The organism is Bacteroides sp. 44_46 (genome assembly GCF_001915465.1).
In the GTDB taxonomy this organism is placed as follows: domain Bacteria; phylum Bacteroidota; class Bacteroidia; order Bacteroidales; family Bacteroidaceae; genus Bacteroides; species Bacteroides clarus.
In genome coordinates, this window is the sequence record NZ_MNQO01000017.1 from 26,092 (window position 1) to 42,081 (window position 15,990).

Here is a 15,990-nt window from a genome sequence, read left to right on the forward strand (position 1 = left end):
AATCAGGCTATATACGCTATTTTTTATGCCTACCTTCGTGCCGATAATACAAGCGTACGAATAAATAAAATTGATACATGAAACGCAATTTCTACTTACAACATCCCATCATGGCGATGAATGATCCCCGAATGAAAAAACTCATAGACAAGGAAAGGTTGAAAGGCTCCGGAGCCTATTGGTTCATCATCGAAAAACTGGCGTTGCTGCCCGAACCGCGCGCGCAACTGGAATATCTGCAACCGTTCTGCGTAGGCCGGAAAATCCCCCTGTCGTACTTGCAGAAAATCATCCGCGAATACGACCTTTTCATCTTCGACGAGGACAACTATTTCACGCCCGCCGAACTGAATCCCGCCAAGAAAAAGGACGAAAAAAGTGTCGAAAATGTTTCGGGAACTGACGTTTCAGTGTCCGAAAACAACCGAAAAGTGCAAAAATCGTCTCGGAAGAAAGCGGAAAAAGAGAGTTTGAAAGTCGGTAACAGCCTAAACGGCAGCCTGTTGCCAAAAGATACTCCCGCAATCGGTAAAGAGAATATAAAAGATATAAAAACAACAGCAACAACAGAAGAAAAAGAAGAGACCGCCGCCGATGCCGCTACTCTTCCTTCGGTTTGTTCGTCCGGCAGCACACCCCCGCCGCCGCCACCCGTCACGGTAACCGTCTGCGACGAATGGGACGAGCCGCGCCGGCCGCAGCACCCCATCCGCCCCTGGCGTGAACTGGTGGACGAACTGGGACGCAACCGTCTGTGGATGGAAATGGCCTGCATGAGAAGCGGCTACGGAGCCATGCTGGCACGCCACCTGCCGGAAGCCATAGAGTTCTTCAAGCAGCACGTGGAGCTGTACGGCAAAGGAGACAACCTGCTGACCGAAAGCGATGTACGCTCCTACTTCGTGAATTTCGTGAGTGCCGGCGGACGCACCTCGAAAGCGCTGTTCAAGGAGTTGACGGACAACGAAGCCCGGAAGAAATCCGAGCTCCGGGAGTCCTCTGCCGACCCGCTGCGATACGAGCAAATCGTCAACGGGAAGCGAACCTACCTGGGCTGCCCCATCCCCGACGACGCCCCGCCCCGTCCCGACCCAAACGCCGTCTGGAACGAGGAACTGTGCCTGTGGATGTCCGGCAGGAAGAACAAAGGGAAGCCCGACTGAAAACGGGCAGTCCGGCAACTCCGAGCAGGCAGTCCGGCGGTCGCAAGCCCACAGCCCGACGGTCGTAAACAGGCAGGCCGGCAATCGCAAACAGGCAGTCCGGCAGCCGTAAGCAGGTAGTTCAAAAGCGCTGCCCCCACAGTTCGTCACCGCCGAGCCCGCAACCCGAAACATCCGGGCTCACAACCCGAAATCCATTCACCCCAAACCATCCCCCATGTTCGACTTCAGAAAACATAACATCAATACCCGTGGCCGCAGCAGCGGCAAAATCAAAACCACCTGTCCGCAATGCAACGACACCCGCGGCCACAAAGGCGACCGTTCGCTATCCGTAGACCTCGACAAGGGGCTGTGCTACTGCCACCACTGCGGCTACACCCTGCACATCCCCGACGATGCCGAAGAACGTCGGCGGCAGGAACGGATAGACCGCTACCGCAAATCCGTCCTGCTGCCCTCGCACTTCCGGCGTCCCGTGTTCAACGCTTCCAAAACCGGCCGCAGCGAGGCGCTGGAACGCTACTGGACGGAAGAACGCTGCCTCAGGCAAGAGCTGCTCGACGAGCTCCGCATCACCGAACAGCGCGAATGGATGCCCCAAAGCGAGAAAGAAGAGAACTGCCTCTGCTTCAACTACTTCGAGGGCGATACCCTCGTCAACACCAAGTTCCGCAGCGGACAGAAGCACTTCAAAATGGTGAAGGACGCCGAGCTCATCCCCTACAACATCAACGGCATACTGGGCACCCGCCAGGCCGTCATCACCGAAGGCGAGTTCGACGCCTGCGCCCTGATGACCGCCACCGGACGGCGCGACATCATCTCCGTGCCCGCCGGCGCGCAAAGCAACCTCACCTGGATAGACCGCTTCGTGGAGAGCCACTTCGAGGACAAGGAAACCGTCTACATCGCCGTAGACGAGGATGCCGCCGGAGAAGTGCTGCGCCGTGAGCTCGTCCGCCGTCTGGGCGCGGAATGTTGCAAGATAGTGCGCTACGGAGCCGGCTGCAAGGACAGCAACGAGCATCTGATTCGCTACGGCGCGGACAGCCTCGCCATCTGCCTGCAACAGGCCGAGGAAATTCCCATAGAGGGCGTAGCCACCGCCGACGATTGCAGCGAGCAGTTGCGCGCTCTCTACGAAAACGGACTGCAAGGCGGCGCCGAAACGGGCTGGGAGAACCTGGACGCCCACTGCACGTTCGAGCTGGGGCGGCTCGTGGTGATAACAGGCCGTCCGGGCGACGGAAAATCCGAGTTCACCGACGAGCTCGTGCTCCGCCTGCGTCTGCGCCACGGCTGGAAAACAGCCTATTACAGCCCTGAGAACCTACCCGTGGAGTACCACCTCAAGAAGATTGCCGACAAGCTGTTGGGGCGTAACTTCGCCCCCGGCTACGGCATGACCGAGGAACTGTACGACCAAGCCCGCCAATGGCTGGCGGCCAACGTGACCCATATCCTGCCCGGTGACGGCGCCTACCGCATAGACGACATCCTGCTCAAAGCCCGCCAACTGGTACGCCGCCGCGGCGTGCGCACCCTCGTGATAGACCCCATGAACCGTCTGGAGCAGGACAGCGGCATGACGGAACGCGACTTCATCCGCTCCGTACTGAACAAACTCTGCCGCTTTGCCCAGCGCAACCGTTGCCTCGTCATCCTCGTAGCCCACCCCCGCAAGGTCAACCGCAACGAAGCCACCGGAGAACTGCGCCGTGTGGAGATGAACGACATCAACGGCTCCGCCGACTTCGGCAACATGACGGACTACTGTATCGACGTAGACCGTAACGACAAGAAGCAAATCGTAACCATTTATATTGACAAAGTGCGCTTCAAGCATCTGGGCAGTGCAGGCACGTGCGCCAAGTTCGTCTACAACTTCATCAGCGGGCGCTACTTCCCTTGCGAAGAGGGTATCGTGCATACTCCGGACGGCGACAGTCCGGGCCCCGTAGACACGCGGTTCGACAATGCAAATTGGTTGAAAAATAATGAGGAACAAGGTTGCCTGTTCCACTGAAAATGCGTACCTTTGAAGCAATCAACTATCTGAATATCAAAACCTGAACATGTATAGACTATGATGAAAAATGATGCTTCTTTCATTGCTGAAGCCCCCTTCTCCATCCGCAGCTACGGCAAAGGAGAACTGGCGATGTGTTATATCCGCAACGTGGCGCAACAGAGTGCCGTAAACCTGTTTAACGAATGGATCCGTACCGCCCCCGGACTGGAACAACGCCTGCTGGCCACGGGCATGAACCCCGCCGCCCGCCGGTATACCCCCGCGCAAGTGCGGCTGATGGTGAGTGTTTTCGGAGAACCTTAAAGGGTTCTTCGGGAAAACTCCCGAAACGTTGCGGCTGTAACTGTCGTTGTGATTCTCTGCGGTTCTCGGTAACTCTCGGTGACTCTCGGTAATTCCCTGCAACTCTCTGCAATTCCCTGCAACTCTCTGTGATTCTCTGCAACTCTCTGTGATTCTCTGCAACTCCCTGCAATTCCCTGTAATCCCCCGTAATTCTCTCCCAATCTCCCCCAACCCTTGCAAAGCTCCTTTCGTACCGGCGCGTCGCCGTATATTTGTATCAACGAAACGAAAAGGAGAAAACTCGCCGCGGAGAAGCCATCCCCGTCGTTCCGGAAACAATTGACAATTCATTAAAAAGTAACGAAATGACAAAAGCAAAAGCATTAGTAATGCGTACGCAGCGACACAAGAAAATAGGCGACAATACCTCGCCGATGGTCTACACGCTGAGACGCAAGCCAAAAGACGCCAAGATTCTCGACCTCGAACGCATCGCGCAAGACATCGAGGCACTGGGCAGCATGTCCGCCGAAGACGTGGTACATGTAGGCAGAGCCCTCGTCCGCCAGATACGGCAGACGCTGACGGACGGGAATAACGTCCGCCTGGACGGGTTCGGTATCTTCTATACCACCTTCAAGTGTCGTGCCACCGAGGCTGCCAAAGATTGTACGGTGAAAAACATCGAACGGGTGAATATCCGCTTCAAAGTAGCGAACACGCTCCGTTTGGAAAACGACACCAACGCCACGACCAAAGGCAACCCCAACACCTTGATTTTTGAGCTGGTGTCCGAAGACGGCGTTTCCGGCGGCGGAAACAATGGCGGCGGCAGCGGCGGAGACAACGGTGAAGAGGAGAACCCGCTGGGATAAGGGAATTTTACGAACCGATAATCGGGATTTATCATTTATAACTTAAAAACAAAAGAATATGAGTAAAAGTACAGGAATCTGGGACACAGTCTTGAAAGTAATCATCGCCGTAGCTTCCGCCGTTCTCGGCGTTTTCGGAGCCAACGCGATGACGTTCTAAAAGAGTAACGATACACACCGTACGAGAGGATGCGCCGCCCCGGTGATGGGAACGAGGCGCATCCTCTTCTTTTTTATCCGCTTTATCTGCGCCGGAAGCGCCTTACCAGCGAACGCATCCCCGCCGAACAGCAATAAAAGCCGCCGCACAATATCAGCAGGAACACCAGCGACGACACCAGTGCATACACCATCCACATGCCATAGCCCTGAGACGGTTCCGGCAGCGGAAGGAAACAGAGAACCACGTCCGTCAGCCCCCACGAAAGGACGGCAAGCAGCAGGTAAAGGAATATATTCTTCCAATAGGACATGACGGGCATTCCGAACCCTTCCTTATAAAGGAGATAGGGTTTCCAAACGCTGACGACGGTCAGCGAACTGGCTACATCGCCCAGCAACACGCCCGGAAGCCCCCACAGGAAGCCGCCCGCCAATGCCACCGCCACCGTGATTGCCAGCGTCGCCACCGCCGCCCATGTGTCGTGAAACAGTCCGTAACCGAAGATAAACTGGTCGTTCGTGCCTCTGAACTGGCTGATGAAGAAGTTGGTGAGGATAATAACCAGCACGGAACGGGGCAATACGTACTCCTCGCCCAGCCACACCGTAATGAACGGGTCTGTCAGATGATAGAGCGCGAATGTCAGGAACGACGCTATCAGGAAACGCAGCGAGCTCAGCTCCCAAAAGACTTGCTGGATGCGCTTCACATCTCCCTCGGCTATCAGGTTGCCCACGCCCGCTCCGGTACTGCCCAGAAAATTGTCGACAAACTGGTTCAGCTTGGTGAGCAACAGCATATAGTTGCCGTAATACGCCACCAGCTTCAGTGAGGTAAACGCGTACACCAGAAAAGGCAAAAGCTGCGTCCTGCCCATTCCCGCCAGTTTATGTACAAACATCTGGCGGGCTTTACGCACGATAATCTTATTCTCCGGATACTTCCGCCTGCCTTCCGCCACCTCGCACTTCAGCCACGGATATACCCGGTTTATCTTCCAATTCAGGATGAACGAGTACAGAATGCCGAATATCAGCTCGATGGCTATCCACAGGTAGAAGCTGCCCACATGGCACGCCAACGCCGTTTGCAGGAGTATCTTGACGATATTGGCCGTTTGGAAGTAGACGGTGACCACATAATTGCGCTGGTCGGCGCCAAGCAGGGTCTGCCGGTAATTGACGAAATAACCGATGAGGGCGGAAGCCAAAAAGGCGAAATAAGCAAAATAGATTACTCCGAAATGAATACCGGCACCGGCGAATATGTAAGGCAGAAAACAGGCGAGCAGCAGCCCGGCGCCCAAAATCAGCAACCCCACATTGCGATAGAGATAGCCCAGCACCGAGATGATTTCCTTTATCTTGTCCCGGTTGCCGTCGAAAATCGGTTTGTAAAGCACATAGCCGATGGAAGCTCCGATGCCCAGCTCGGCCAGATTGAGAAAGCCCAGCAGATTCTGCATCGTCCCCGTCAGCCCGACAAAGTCCGCCCCCAGCTTCTCAAGAAATATCTTTCTGGAGAAAAAGGAGATGAAAAGGGTGACAAGGTAGAAGAATACATTGACACGCGCGTTCAGATAGCTTTTCTTCAGACGGGATTCTGACATAGGCACTTTTTTAACTTTGCCGACAGCAAGCCGGAAAATGTTTCATAAACCATATCGGGACATTCCATACGCGTATAAATCCACACGGCTTTCAAATATCCCCGCCAGCCAAAATGCTTCCGGCACAACTGTACGTAATAGTAGCGGTTCACGCGTTTGTCCCGCTCCCCTATTTTCCGCATGAAACGGTTGTACCGGCACGATACCCGAACGCGCGCCAGCAGGTTCTCAAGCACAACGCCGTAGTACAAAGAGTTCTTGCGAACCGTGGCGCAATATATGGCTTGGGAGCAGAGAGCCGTTTTCCGGGCGTAATAATCGCTGTATGCCGAAAACATCACGTCGTTTCCTGCCGGAGTTTCATCGAAACGAATCCGGTGGTTCCGCACCAGGCTTGCGGATATCATCTTCGCCCACGGCACTCCGTTCTTATATCTCAGCGCTTCCCAATCGGCATCCTCGCGTATCCGGCCGTAATATTCCTGCCGGGATTCCACCTGCCGGAGCGTATCCGAGTCCGTGCTCTCCGCCCGAAAAACAATCATGTCGTAATCCGTAAGGGCGAATGTATCCAGCACATCCAAAAATCCCGGAAGAAAGAAATCGTCGGCATCGGCAAACAACAGCCAGCGCCCCTTCGCCGCGGCCAACCCGCAATTGCGCACGTATCCGGCTCCCTTGCTTTCGGACGTATGGATAATCTCCGTGTCCTTACGCTCGCTCCCCGGAAAGTTGTCAAAATCTACAACGGCAGGCGAACTGTTATCGTCTACTATCACAACCTGGATATCCTGCCGTAACGGTATGGAATCGAGACAGCGTTGCAATAACAACGGAATATTCTTGTGAGGAATTATTATCGTATAGGTATATGTAAAGTCCATTTCAAGAGTTTTTCTTCTATCTGTCATTATCCATCCACCCCATGCACCGTATGAATAAACCGCTTATTCGCTTCCTTCAATCGGAACAGGTTCAAAAGCATCAGCAAGAAAGAGTAAGGAACCCAGCAAACCGCCTTCAGCAACCGCCACTTCCAATACTTGCGGGGAATGGCGAGAGCCAGCGCCGACAGCAGCAGGATGAATATTCCCCACCACTTACAGGCCGATGGGGACGCGCATAGGGAATGCGCGAGGGAGATGATGAACACAAATCCCAACAGCAGCACCCGGGAGAACGAGATTTGCTGGTAGAGCTTGTCGCAGAAGTCCCACTTCCCGTCACGGATGGCGGGCAGCAAGCGTCCGGCAAACTCAAAGAAGCTGTAATACTGCGCGGACAGCCAGCGGCGGCGTTGCTGGTAGAAATTGTTGGCTTGCTGTATCTTCTCGTCCTTGACGAAAGTATCGGGCAGGTAATGGAAATGCACGCCCTCATAAAGGAGCTTCATCTCCAGCACACGGTCAAAACCGCCCACTGAGGTGTTGTTCATCATCGCATCGTAAAACAGGGGATAGTCAAAAGCCATGCCCGAACCTATCAGAGCCGCCGACATGCCCAGATTGGCATGCCCCGAACGGAAAATGGAGTTGTTTATCTCCTCGCTGACTGCGTCCAGATAGGCCATGTCGGTGTTCAGGTTCTTGGCCACGCGATGTGTCTGCACCACCCGGACACCGGGCACGGCGAAAGCGTCGTTCACCTCGGACAGGTAGGACGGGGCGATAATGTTGTCCGCATCTATTATCAGCGCCACGTCGTAAGCGGCTTTGTCCAGGTATTCGAGGGCGGCTTTCAGGGATTTGGTGTTGGTGCTTTTCTCAAAATCCACTTGAAGCAGCTTGATGGGAAGTGAGGACAAGGCCGCGTTCGTCTCAGGCCGCATGTGGTCTGATATAACGGTGACGTCGTATTTATCGTCCGGATAATCCTGCGCCAGGCAGGCGTGCACGGTGGACAGGATGACCGCATCCTCGCGATAGGCGGCAATGAGTACCGCAAAACGCTTGCAGGCGCGTGCCGGTACGGAAGCGAGAGGTTTGCCACGGCGCAGCGATGCCAGACTGTACACCAACAGATACGCCACATTTATTGACAATAAAATGTATAGAAACCAATCAAAGATATGTAATAAGTGTTCCAAAATCCATGCAATTTAACCCTGTTGTTTTATTTGTTGGAAGTCTGCCCGCAGGGGCTTCGTCGCAAAGATACAAAAAACGGGGAGAGTTTGGACAGAATATACAAAAAAAGGCGGAAAATAAAAAAACGAGCAAGTTCTCCCGAACCCCTCGCCTCGTGTAAGAAAAGCCAAAAGGCTTTTCTTTTTTACTTGCATCAAATTGTTACCCGAAAATCAATCTTTCTTTTTACCTCTAAAAACAAACTTCAAACCTATCAAATAACACTTAATGTTTAACTTTTACCTTTACCTAATTACCTACTTTTAATCTATAAATTTTTCGCTTATGAATTAATTCAATCTTTTTACCTCTTAACTAATTACCTTTACTGAAAACTCTTCTTTTATTTTTTAAGAGCAATTTCTCAACTGCACTGCAAAGGTAAGCGTTTTTTCCGTGTGCGCAAACAGTAGAGAGAAAAAGTGAGTGTCTTATAACATTGTTTTAGAGATTAAACGTCTCTTTTACACTTGTAAACACTTAAAAGGCTATCATTGTGACACTCTTTCCGCCGAAAGCGTTACACCGGGTACAAAAAAACAAACCACCGAAGTGCCGTAGCACCTCGATGGTTGTCCCCTTTAAACACCTTTAAACAAAATGAAATATAATGATTACTTTCTTGCTTCCGCAATGTAAGCCAGAGCTTCCTTGCATTTCTCCGTAACGTAAGTCCAGTCTTCAGCGGCAACCTTGTCGTTCGGGAAGAGCTTGGAACCCATACCTACGCAGAATACGCCGGCTTTAATCCAAGAAGTCAGGTTTTCCTGTGTCGGTTCCACACCGCCGGTAACCATCAGCTTAGACCACGGCATCGGAGCCAACAGGCCTTTTACGAGTTTTGTACCCAGCACGTCACCGGGGAATATCTTGCAGAGATCGCAACCTGTTTCCTGAGCGAAGCCTACCTCTGAAACGCTTCCGCATCCCGGAGTGTATGCCACCAGACGGCGGTTGCAAATCTTAGCGATTTCGGGATTGAACAACGGGCCTACAATGAAGTTTGCGCCCAATTGCAGATACAGCGCAGCGGTAGCAGGGTCTACGATAGAACCTACACCCATAGCCATTTCGGGACATTCCTTAGCAGCGAACTTCACTACTTCGGCAAATACTTCGTGAGCGAAGTCGCCGCGGTTGGTAAACTCGAATGCGCGGACACCGCCGTCGTAACATGCCTTCACTACTTTTTTCGCTACTTCTGCATCTTTGTGGTAGAATACAGGAACCATACCGGTTGAACCAATCTTGTTCAATACGGCTATTTTATCAAATTTTGCCATTGTATTAATCAATAATTTAATGTATAGGAATAACTCTATTTGATTTTTTCAGGCATGGATTGCACGGGCTCAGCACCGTATTTTCCATGTGATTATTACACCGGCATCCGTAAAATCCGTGTAATCCGCGCCTGAAAAGAATTATCAGCGTTGTACGCGACCGCTTGCGTCACCACCGGCCAGCGCTTCCACTTCCTCAACAGAAACGAGGTTGAAGTCACCGTTGATAGTGTGCTTCAAAGCCGAAGCGGCCACCGCGAATTCGAGAGCGGCGCCTTGGTTGGGCTTAGTCAGCAAACCGTGGATGATACCGCCTGAGAAAGAGTCACCGCCACCTACACGGTCGATAATCGGGTTGATGTCGTAGCGTTTTGATTCGTAGAACTCTTCGCCGTTGTAAATCATTGCTTTCCAGCCGTTGTGTGTTGCCGAGAATGATTCGCGCAAAGTAGAGATTACATATTTGAAACCGAATTCTTTGGCCATTGCCTTGAAGATGCCTTTGTAGCCTTCCGCATCTGTCTTACCGCCTTCTACGTCAGCATCGGGTTTGAAACCGAGGCAGAGTTCCGCGTCTTCTTCGTTACCGATACAAACGTCTACGTATTGCATCAACGGTTTCATGATGGACTGAGCTTTTTCCTTTGTCCAAAGTTTCTTACGGAAGTTAAGGTCTACGGATACCGTAACACCATGACGCTTGGCGGCTTCGCAAGCCAGACGGGTCAATTCGGCAGCCTTGTCGGAGATAGCCGGAGTGATACCTGACCAGTGGAACCAGTCTGCACCTTCCATGATAGCGTCGAAATCGAAATCCGCCGCATCCGCTTCGGAGATTGAAGAGTGGGCGCGGTCGTAAATCACCTTGCTGGGACGCATGGACGCACCGGTTTCCAGATAATAGATACCTACGCGGTCACCGCCACGTGCGATAAAGTCTGTCTTTACACCATATTTACGCAAAGCGTTCACCGCTGACTGACCGATTTCGTGTTTCGGCAATTTGGTTACAAAGTAAGCATCATGACCGTAGTTGGCGCAGCTGACAGCAACGTTGGCTTCACCACCGCCATATACTACATCAAAAGAATCGGACTGTACGAAACGAGTGTTGCCCGGAGTGGACAGTCTCAACATAATCTCACCTAATGTAACGACTTTCTTTCCCATAATTCTATGTTTTTATTAAATATATGATTAAATTGTTTCTTTCAAATTGTCATATCAGCCCTCATGAAGAGGTTAAACACTTGATTCTATGCAGAGTAAACGAAAACGGGGTTTGTTCTTCATAGCTTTCGTGTGCGGGCACAAAGATACAACAATTTTCGTAATTACAAAAATTGTTATATATTTGTGTCGAAAATATTTAGATTATTATTGTGTGCGAGCACAAAAAGCCATGAACAAGCCCATGAATACACCGGAAAGGATAAGGATTAAGGACATCGCCAGGATGGCTGATGTATCGGTGGGAACCGTAGACCGCGTTATCCACGGACGTAGCGGAGTGTCGGAAGCCAGCCGTAAACGTGTGGAAGAAATCTTGGAGAAGCTGAACTATCAACCCAATATGTATGCCAGCGCACTGGCGTCCAACAAGAAGTATGCGTTTGCCTGCCTGTTGCCCCAGCACGACACCGGGGAGTATTGGACGGAAGTGGAAGGCGGCATCCACGAAGCGCTGACAACCTATTCGGACTTCAACATCACCGTGAAGCTGACGTACTACGATCCGTACGACTACCGCTCCTTCGCCCGCGCCGCCCGCAGCATCGCGGACATGAAGCCCGACGGCGTATTGTTCGCCCCCACCGCCCCGCAGTACACCGCCCCCTTCACCGACGAGCTCGAAAAGCTGAATATACCTTATATATATATAGACTCGAACATCAAGGAAGCTCCCGCCCTCTCCTTCTTCGGACAGAACTCGCACCAAAGCGGATATTTCGCTGCACGCATGCTGATGCTGCTCGCCGGCGAGGATGCGCAGGAAATCGTAATCTTCCGCAAGATAAACGAAGGCATCGTGGGCTCCAACCAGCAGGAACGGCGGGAAATCGGTTTCCGGGAATACATGAGCGAGCATCACCCCGCCTGCCGCATCTGGGAACTGAACCTGCACGCCAAACGCGACAGCGAGGACGCGCAAATGCTGGACGACTTCTTCCGCGCCCACCCCACCGTAAAGAACGGCATCACCTTCAACTCCAAAGCATATATCATCGGCGAATATCTGCAAAAGCACCGGAGAACGGATTTCAACCTCATGGGATATGACCTGCTGAAACGTAACGTGGACTGCCTGAAAGAGGGGAGCATCTTCTTCCTCATCGCCCAGCAACCCACCTTGCAGGGGTTCGACGGCATCAAAGCCCTGTGCGACCATCTGATTCTGAAGAAAGAAATCGCAAGGGAGAATTTCATGCCGATTGACCTGCTGACGAAAGAGAATATAGAATACTATTATAATAAGTAAGAGATATAAAATACCACTATAACAAGTAAGATAAAATAGAATAACATTATAATAAGCAAGAGCATATAGAATAACATTATAATAAGCAAGGGCATATAAAATAACATTATAATAAGTAAGGGCATATAGAATAACATTATAATAAGCAAATGTTAGAATGACAGACAGTACAAGCTGATTATACATTAATAAATGTTGAAATTCAGTTTATATCAGTAACGATGATATAGGGTAATCTAAGGCTGAAAGCCTTTTTATCTTATAGCCCGGGGTAACACCCCGGGAATACGAATATGAATAACATTGCGCCCTGTAAGGGCAAAATATTTGAAGATTAATCTTTTGCCCTTACAGGGCGCAGGGTTCCGGGAACATTTATTCCCGGGGCGTTGCCCCGGGCTATAAGATAAAAAGCCCTTCAGGCTTAGGTTATACTTACTATAAATAGCTTTCAACACTTACTTGTTTAATAAGGTGGTAAGATAACAAGGTGAAAGTGATAAGGTGGTAAGATGATAAAGCGATAAGGTAGAAATGATAAAATAGAAGTAATAAGGTAAAAGTGATAAGGTGGAAACGATAAAGTAGAAGTGATAAGGTAGAAGCGATAAAGTAGAAACGATAAAGTAGCAGCAATAAGGTAGCAGCGATAAAGTAGTAAGATAATAAGGCAATAAGATAGTAAGGCAATAAGATAATAAGATAGTAAGATAATAAAGTGATTAAAGCAATCAAGTAATATTGAACGAAACTAATTAAAACATATTCATATGGAAACAAAGTACCTGAAAATTAATCCTGCCGATAACGTCGCAGTAGCCATTGTGGCACTGCCGGCAGGTGAAAAGCTCATAGTAGACGGCAAGGAAATCGTCCTGAACGAAGATGTTCCTGCCGGGCACAAGTTCGCGCTGCAAGATTTTGCGGAAGGCGAAAATGTGATTAAATACGGTTATCCCATCGGCCACGCCCGCACCGCTAAGAAGCAGGGCGACTGGATGAACGAAAACAACATCAAGACCAATCTTGCCGGACTGCTGGAATATACGTACAATCCCACCGAAGTGAATCTGGATATTCCGCACAAGAACCTGACCTTCAAAGGTTACCGCCGCAAAAACGGTGATGTGGGAGTGCGCAACGAGATATGGATTATCCCCACGGTGGGCTGTGTAAACGGCATCATCAACCAACTGGCGGAAGGCCTGCGCCGTGAGACAGAGGGCAAAGGCGTGGACGCAATCATGGCATTCCCGCACAATTACGGCTGCTCGCAGCTGGGCGACGACCACGAGAACACCAAGAAAATACTACGCGACATGGTGCTGCATCCCAATGCCGGAGCTGTACTTGTGGTAGGCCTGGGATGCGAAAACAACCAGCCGGATGTATTCCGCGAGTTTTTGGGTGAATACGATTCCGACCGCGTGAAGTTCATGGTGACGCAGAAAGTGGGCGACGAATACGAAGAAGGCATGAAGCTGCTGCGCGAACTCTACGAAAAAGCCAGCAAGGACGAGCGCATGGATGTGCCTCTGAGCGAGCTGCGCGTAGGCTTGAAATGCGGCGGTTCCGACGGCTTCTCAGGCATTACGGCCAACCCGCTGCTGGGTATGTTCTCCGACTTCCTCATTGCGCAAGGCGGTACGAGCGTACTGACGGAAGTACCCGAAATGTTCGGTGCGGAAACAATCCTGATGAACCGCTGCCGTAACAAAGAGCTGTTTGAAGAAACGGTGAAACTGATAAACGACTTCAAAGAATACTTCCTCTCGCACGGCGAACCGGTAGGTGAGAATCCGTCTCCGGGCAACAAGGCCGGCGGCATCTCCACACTGGAAGACAAGGCTCTGGGATGTACCCAGAAGTGCGGCAAGAGCTACGTAGACGGCGTGCTTCCTTATGGCGAACGCCTGCAAGTAAAAGGCCTGAACCTGCTTTCGGCACCGGGAAACGACTTGGTTGCAGCCACTGCCCTGGCTTCATGCGGATGCCACATGGTACTGTTTACGACAGGCCGCGGAACACCGTTCGGAACGTACGTACCGACCATGAAGATTTCCACCAACTCCACCCTCGCCAAGAACAAACCGGGCTGGATTGACTTCAACGCCGGAGTTATCCTTGAAAACGAACCGATGGAAAAGACTTGCGAACGTTTCATCGACTACATTATCCGTGTGGCAAGCGGCGAGTTCGTGAACAACGAAAAGAAGGGTTACAAGGAAATCGCCATCTTCAAGACAGGCGTGACTTTATAATACAGGTTTGCCCGGTGGTTTTTCTGGTACGGATTACACGGATTTCACGGATATTAAACGGATATTAAAAAAATCCGTGCAATCCATGCCTGAAAAAATCACCGGGCGTATTCCATCCCTAAATAGGGAAAGAAAGTGTCAGAATGAATTTCAACCCTCATTCAACTATTCGGTACGAAGTGAAGAACCCCTTTCCTTTATATATGAGGAAAGAGATTCTTCACTTCGTTTCGAATGACAGAATGAGGTATCAACCGGAATTCTATTCTTTTTTTCCTATCTTTGCAGCCGGTTTACTCAATATATCGCTCTTATAATTCCATAACAGAAAAGTATGTCCGCAGATACAACTACTTCTCCAAAGCACAAGGGCGGCTGGTGGTCGCTAAGTCCGTTGGCTGTATTTCTTTGTCTATACCTCATCACATCACTGCTTGTAAACGATTTCTATAAAGTACCGATTACGGTGGCCTTCCTGCTGTCGTCCTGCTACGCCATCGCCATTACGCGGGGGCTGAAACTGGAACAACGCGTCTACCAGTTTTCCGTAGGCGCAGGCAACAAGAACATATTGCTGATGATATGGATATTCGTCCTCGCCGGAGCGTTCGCGCAAAGCGCCAAGCAGATGGGAGCCATCGACGCCACGGTGAATCTGACCCTGCATATCCTGCCGGACAACCTGCTGTTGGCGGGTATCTTCATAGCCGCCTGTTTCATATCCCTGTCTATCGGCACCAGCGTGGGGACTATCGTCGCGCTTACTCCGGTGGCGGTGGGGCTGGCGGAGAAAACAGGCATAGACCTGCCCTATATGGTAGCCATCGTGGTGGGCGGCTCGTTCTTCGGAGACAACCTCTCGTTCATATCAGACACCACGATTGCATCCACAAAGACGCAGGACTGCGTTATGCGGGACAAATTCAAAGTAAATTTCATGATTGTAGTACCGGCCGCATTGATTGTGCTGGGCATTTACATCTTTCAAGGGCTGTCATTGTCCGCCGCCCCGCAAATACAAGAGATTGAATGGATAAAGGTAATCCCCTACCTCATCGTGCTGGGTACGGCGATAGCCGGAATGAACGTGATGTCGGTGCTGCTGCTCGGCATCTTCTCGACCGGTATCATCGGCCTCTTCACCGGAATGGGGTTCTTCGACTGGTTCGGCGCCATGGGAACGGGCATCACCGGCATGGGCGAACTTATCATCATCACCCTGCTGGCAGGCGGAATGCTCGAAACCATCCGCTACAACGGCGGCATCGACTTCATCATCGCCCGCCTCACCCGCCACGTCACCGGCAAGCGGGGAGCGGAACTGAGCATAGCCGCACTGGTGAGCGTAGCCAATCTTTGTACCGCCAACAACACCATTGCCATCATCACCACCGGCCCCATCGCCAAGGACATAGCCAAGCGCTTCCACCTGGACCGCCGGAAAACGGCAAGCATACTCGATACATTCTCCTGCCTCATTCAAGGCATCATTCCCTACGGCGCACAAATGCTGATAGCCGCAGGACTTGCCGGCATCTCGCCGCTCGGCATCATAGGCAACCTTTACTATCCGTTCTGCATGGGAGCCTGCGCGATACTCGCCATATTGATAAGGTATCCGAGAAGATACTCATAATTCTTCCCCGGAATGAAAATATTACGCGAACTATTTGTCAATCAAAAGAAAAAGCGTACCTTTGCGCCCGCTACT

At 51.3% G+C, this 15,990-nt stretch carries 13 protein-coding genes; 8 read left to right on the forward strand and 5 right to left on the reverse strand.

What is annotated here, in order from left to right:
- The first annotated feature begins 77 nt into the window (after window positions 1–77).
- From BHV73_RS08855 to BHV73_RS08875, 5 genes are all read left to right on the forward strand, one after another.
- Entirely contained in the window at window positions 78–1,163 is a 1,086-nt protein-coding gene (locus BHV73_RS08855) for a DUF7833 domain-containing protein (RefSeq protein ID WP_286737993.1), read from the forward strand.
- 217 nt (window positions 1,164–1,380) lie between these two features.
- Window positions 1,381–3,192, forward strand: coding sequence for a DnaB-like helicase C-terminal domain-containing protein (locus tag BHV73_RS08860; RefSeq protein WP_009123358.1), 1,812 nt, complete (start codon window positions 1,381–1,383; stop codon window positions 3,190–3,192).
- 60 nt (window positions 3,193–3,252) lie between these two features.
- Entirely contained in the window at window positions 3,253–3,501 is a 249-nt protein-coding gene (locus tag BHV73_RS08865; RefSeq protein ID WP_022217563.1) for a DUF4248 domain-containing protein, read from the forward strand.
- 347 nt (window positions 3,502–3,848) lie between these two features.
- Complete coding sequence (locus BHV73_RS08870) at window positions 3,849–4,358, forward strand: HU family DNA-binding protein (RefSeq protein ID WP_039950686.1); 510 nt, start codon at window positions 3,849–3,851, stop codon at window positions 4,356–4,358.
- A gap of 58 nt (window positions 4,359–4,416) precedes the next feature.
- Complete coding sequence (locus BHV73_RS08875; RefSeq protein WP_022217561.1) at window positions 4,417–4,518, forward strand: smalltalk protein; 102 nt, start codon at window positions 4,417–4,419, stop codon at window positions 4,516–4,518.
- Window positions 4,519–4,600: 82 nt separating this feature from the next.
- Here the strand turns inward: BHV73_RS08875 and BHV73_RS08880 are convergent, their stop codons facing one another.
- The 5 genes from BHV73_RS08880 to BHV73_RS08900 all read right to left on the reverse strand — a co-directional run bounded on the left by BHV73_RS08880 (window position 4,601) and on the right by BHV73_RS08900 (window position 10,709).
- Window positions 4,601–6,130: a lipopolysaccharide biosynthesis protein gene (locus BHV73_RS08880; protein ID WP_087413209.1), complete on the reverse strand. Its 1,530-nt coding sequence runs from the start codon at window positions 6,128–6,130 to the stop codon at window positions 4,601–4,603.
- The gene (locus BHV73_RS08885; RefSeq protein ID WP_286737999.1) at window positions 6,112–7,014 is read right to left on the reverse strand and encodes a glycosyltransferase family 2 protein; all 903 of its coding nucleotides are present in this window, start codon (window positions 7,012–7,014) and stop codon (window positions 6,112–6,114) included. The genes BHV73_RS08880 and BHV73_RS08885 overlap by 19 nt, the downstream gene beginning before the upstream one ends.
- Before the next feature lie 26 nt (window positions 7,015–7,040).
- On the reverse strand, window positions 7,041–8,216 hold the full coding sequence (locus tag BHV73_RS08890; protein WP_286738002.1) for a glycosyltransferase family 2 protein: 1,176 nt from the start codon (window positions 8,214–8,216) through the stop codon (window positions 7,041–7,043).
- Between the two features lie 654 nt (window positions 8,217–8,870).
- The gene (locus BHV73_RS08895) at window positions 8,871–9,539 is read right to left on the reverse strand and encodes a bifunctional 4-hydroxy-2-oxoglutarate aldolase/2-dehydro-3-deoxy-phosphogluconate aldolase (RefSeq protein WP_009121766.1); all 669 of its coding nucleotides are present in this window, start codon (window positions 9,537–9,539) and stop codon (window positions 8,871–8,873) included.
- Between the two features lie 144 nt (window positions 9,540–9,683).
- Window positions 9,684–10,709: a sugar kinase gene (locus BHV73_RS08900; RefSeq protein ID WP_009121765.1), complete on the reverse strand. Its 1,026-nt coding sequence runs from the start codon at window positions 10,707–10,709 to the stop codon at window positions 9,684–9,686.
- A 232-nt stretch (window positions 10,710–10,941) separates the two neighbouring features.
- Here BHV73_RS08900 and BHV73_RS08905 point away from each other — a divergent pair, with 232 nt between their 5' ends.
- The 3 genes from BHV73_RS08905 to BHV73_RS08915 all read left to right on the forward strand — a co-directional run bounded on the left by BHV73_RS08905 (window position 10,942) and on the right by BHV73_RS08915 (window position 15,915).
- Window positions 10,942–12,018, forward strand: coding sequence for a LacI family DNA-binding transcriptional regulator (locus BHV73_RS08905; RefSeq protein WP_229028052.1), 1,077 nt, complete (start codon window positions 10,942–10,944; stop codon window positions 12,016–12,018).
- A gap of 770 nt (window positions 12,019–12,788) precedes the next feature.
- On the forward strand, window positions 12,789–14,279 hold the full coding sequence (locus BHV73_RS08910) for a UxaA family hydrolase (protein WP_087413206.1): 1,491 nt from the start codon (window positions 12,789–12,791) through the stop codon (window positions 14,277–14,279).
- A gap of 334 nt (window positions 14,280–14,613) precedes the next feature.
- Entirely contained in the window at window positions 14,614–15,915 is a 1,302-nt protein-coding gene (locus BHV73_RS08915; RefSeq protein WP_087413205.1) for a Na+/H+ antiporter NhaC family protein, read from the forward strand.
- The last annotated feature ends 75 nt before the right edge of the window (window positions 15,916–15,990 follow it).

Coding starts and splice junctions, on each gene's coding strand:
- BHV73_RS08855 (WP_286737993.1), top strand. CDS start 78: ATGAAACGCAATTTCTACTTACAACATCCCATCATGGCGATGAATGAT.
- BHV73_RS08860 (WP_009123358.1), top strand. CDS start 1,381: ATGTTCGACTTCAGAAAACATAACATCAATACCCGTGGCCGCAGCAGC.
- BHV73_RS08865 (WP_022217563.1), top strand. CDS start 3,253: ATGATGAAAAATGATGCTTCTTTCATTGCTGAAGCCCCCTTCTCCATC.
- BHV73_RS08870 (WP_039950686.1), top strand. CDS start 3,849: ATGACAAAAGCAAAAGCATTAGTAATGCGTACGCAGCGACACAAGAAA.
- BHV73_RS08875 (WP_022217561.1), top strand. CDS start 4,417: ATGAGTAAAAGTACAGGAATCTGGGACACAGTCTTGAAAGTAATCATC.
- BHV73_RS08880 (WP_087413209.1), bottom strand. CDS start 6,130: ATGTCAGAATCCCGTCTGAAGAAAAGCTATCTGAACGCGCGTGTCAAT.
- BHV73_RS08885 (WP_286737999.1), bottom strand. CDS start 7,014: ATGGACTTTACATATACCTATACGATAATAATTCCTCACAAGAATATT.
- BHV73_RS08895 (WP_009121766.1), bottom strand. CDS start 9,539: ATGGCAAAATTTGATAAAATAGCCGTATTGAACAAGATTGGTTCAACC.
- BHV73_RS08900 (WP_009121765.1), bottom strand. CDS start 10,709: ATGGGAAAGAAAGTCGTTACATTAGGTGAGATTATGTTGAGACTGTCC.
- BHV73_RS08905 (WP_229028052.1), top strand. CDS start 10,942: ATGAACAAGCCCATGAATACACCGGAAAGGATAAGGATTAAGGACATC.
- BHV73_RS08910 (WP_087413206.1), top strand. CDS start 12,789: ATGGAAACAAAGTACCTGAAAATTAATCCTGCCGATAACGTCGCAGTA.
- BHV73_RS08915 (WP_087413205.1), top strand. CDS start 14,614: ATGTCCGCAGATACAACTACTTCTCCAAAGCACAAGGGCGGCTGGTGG.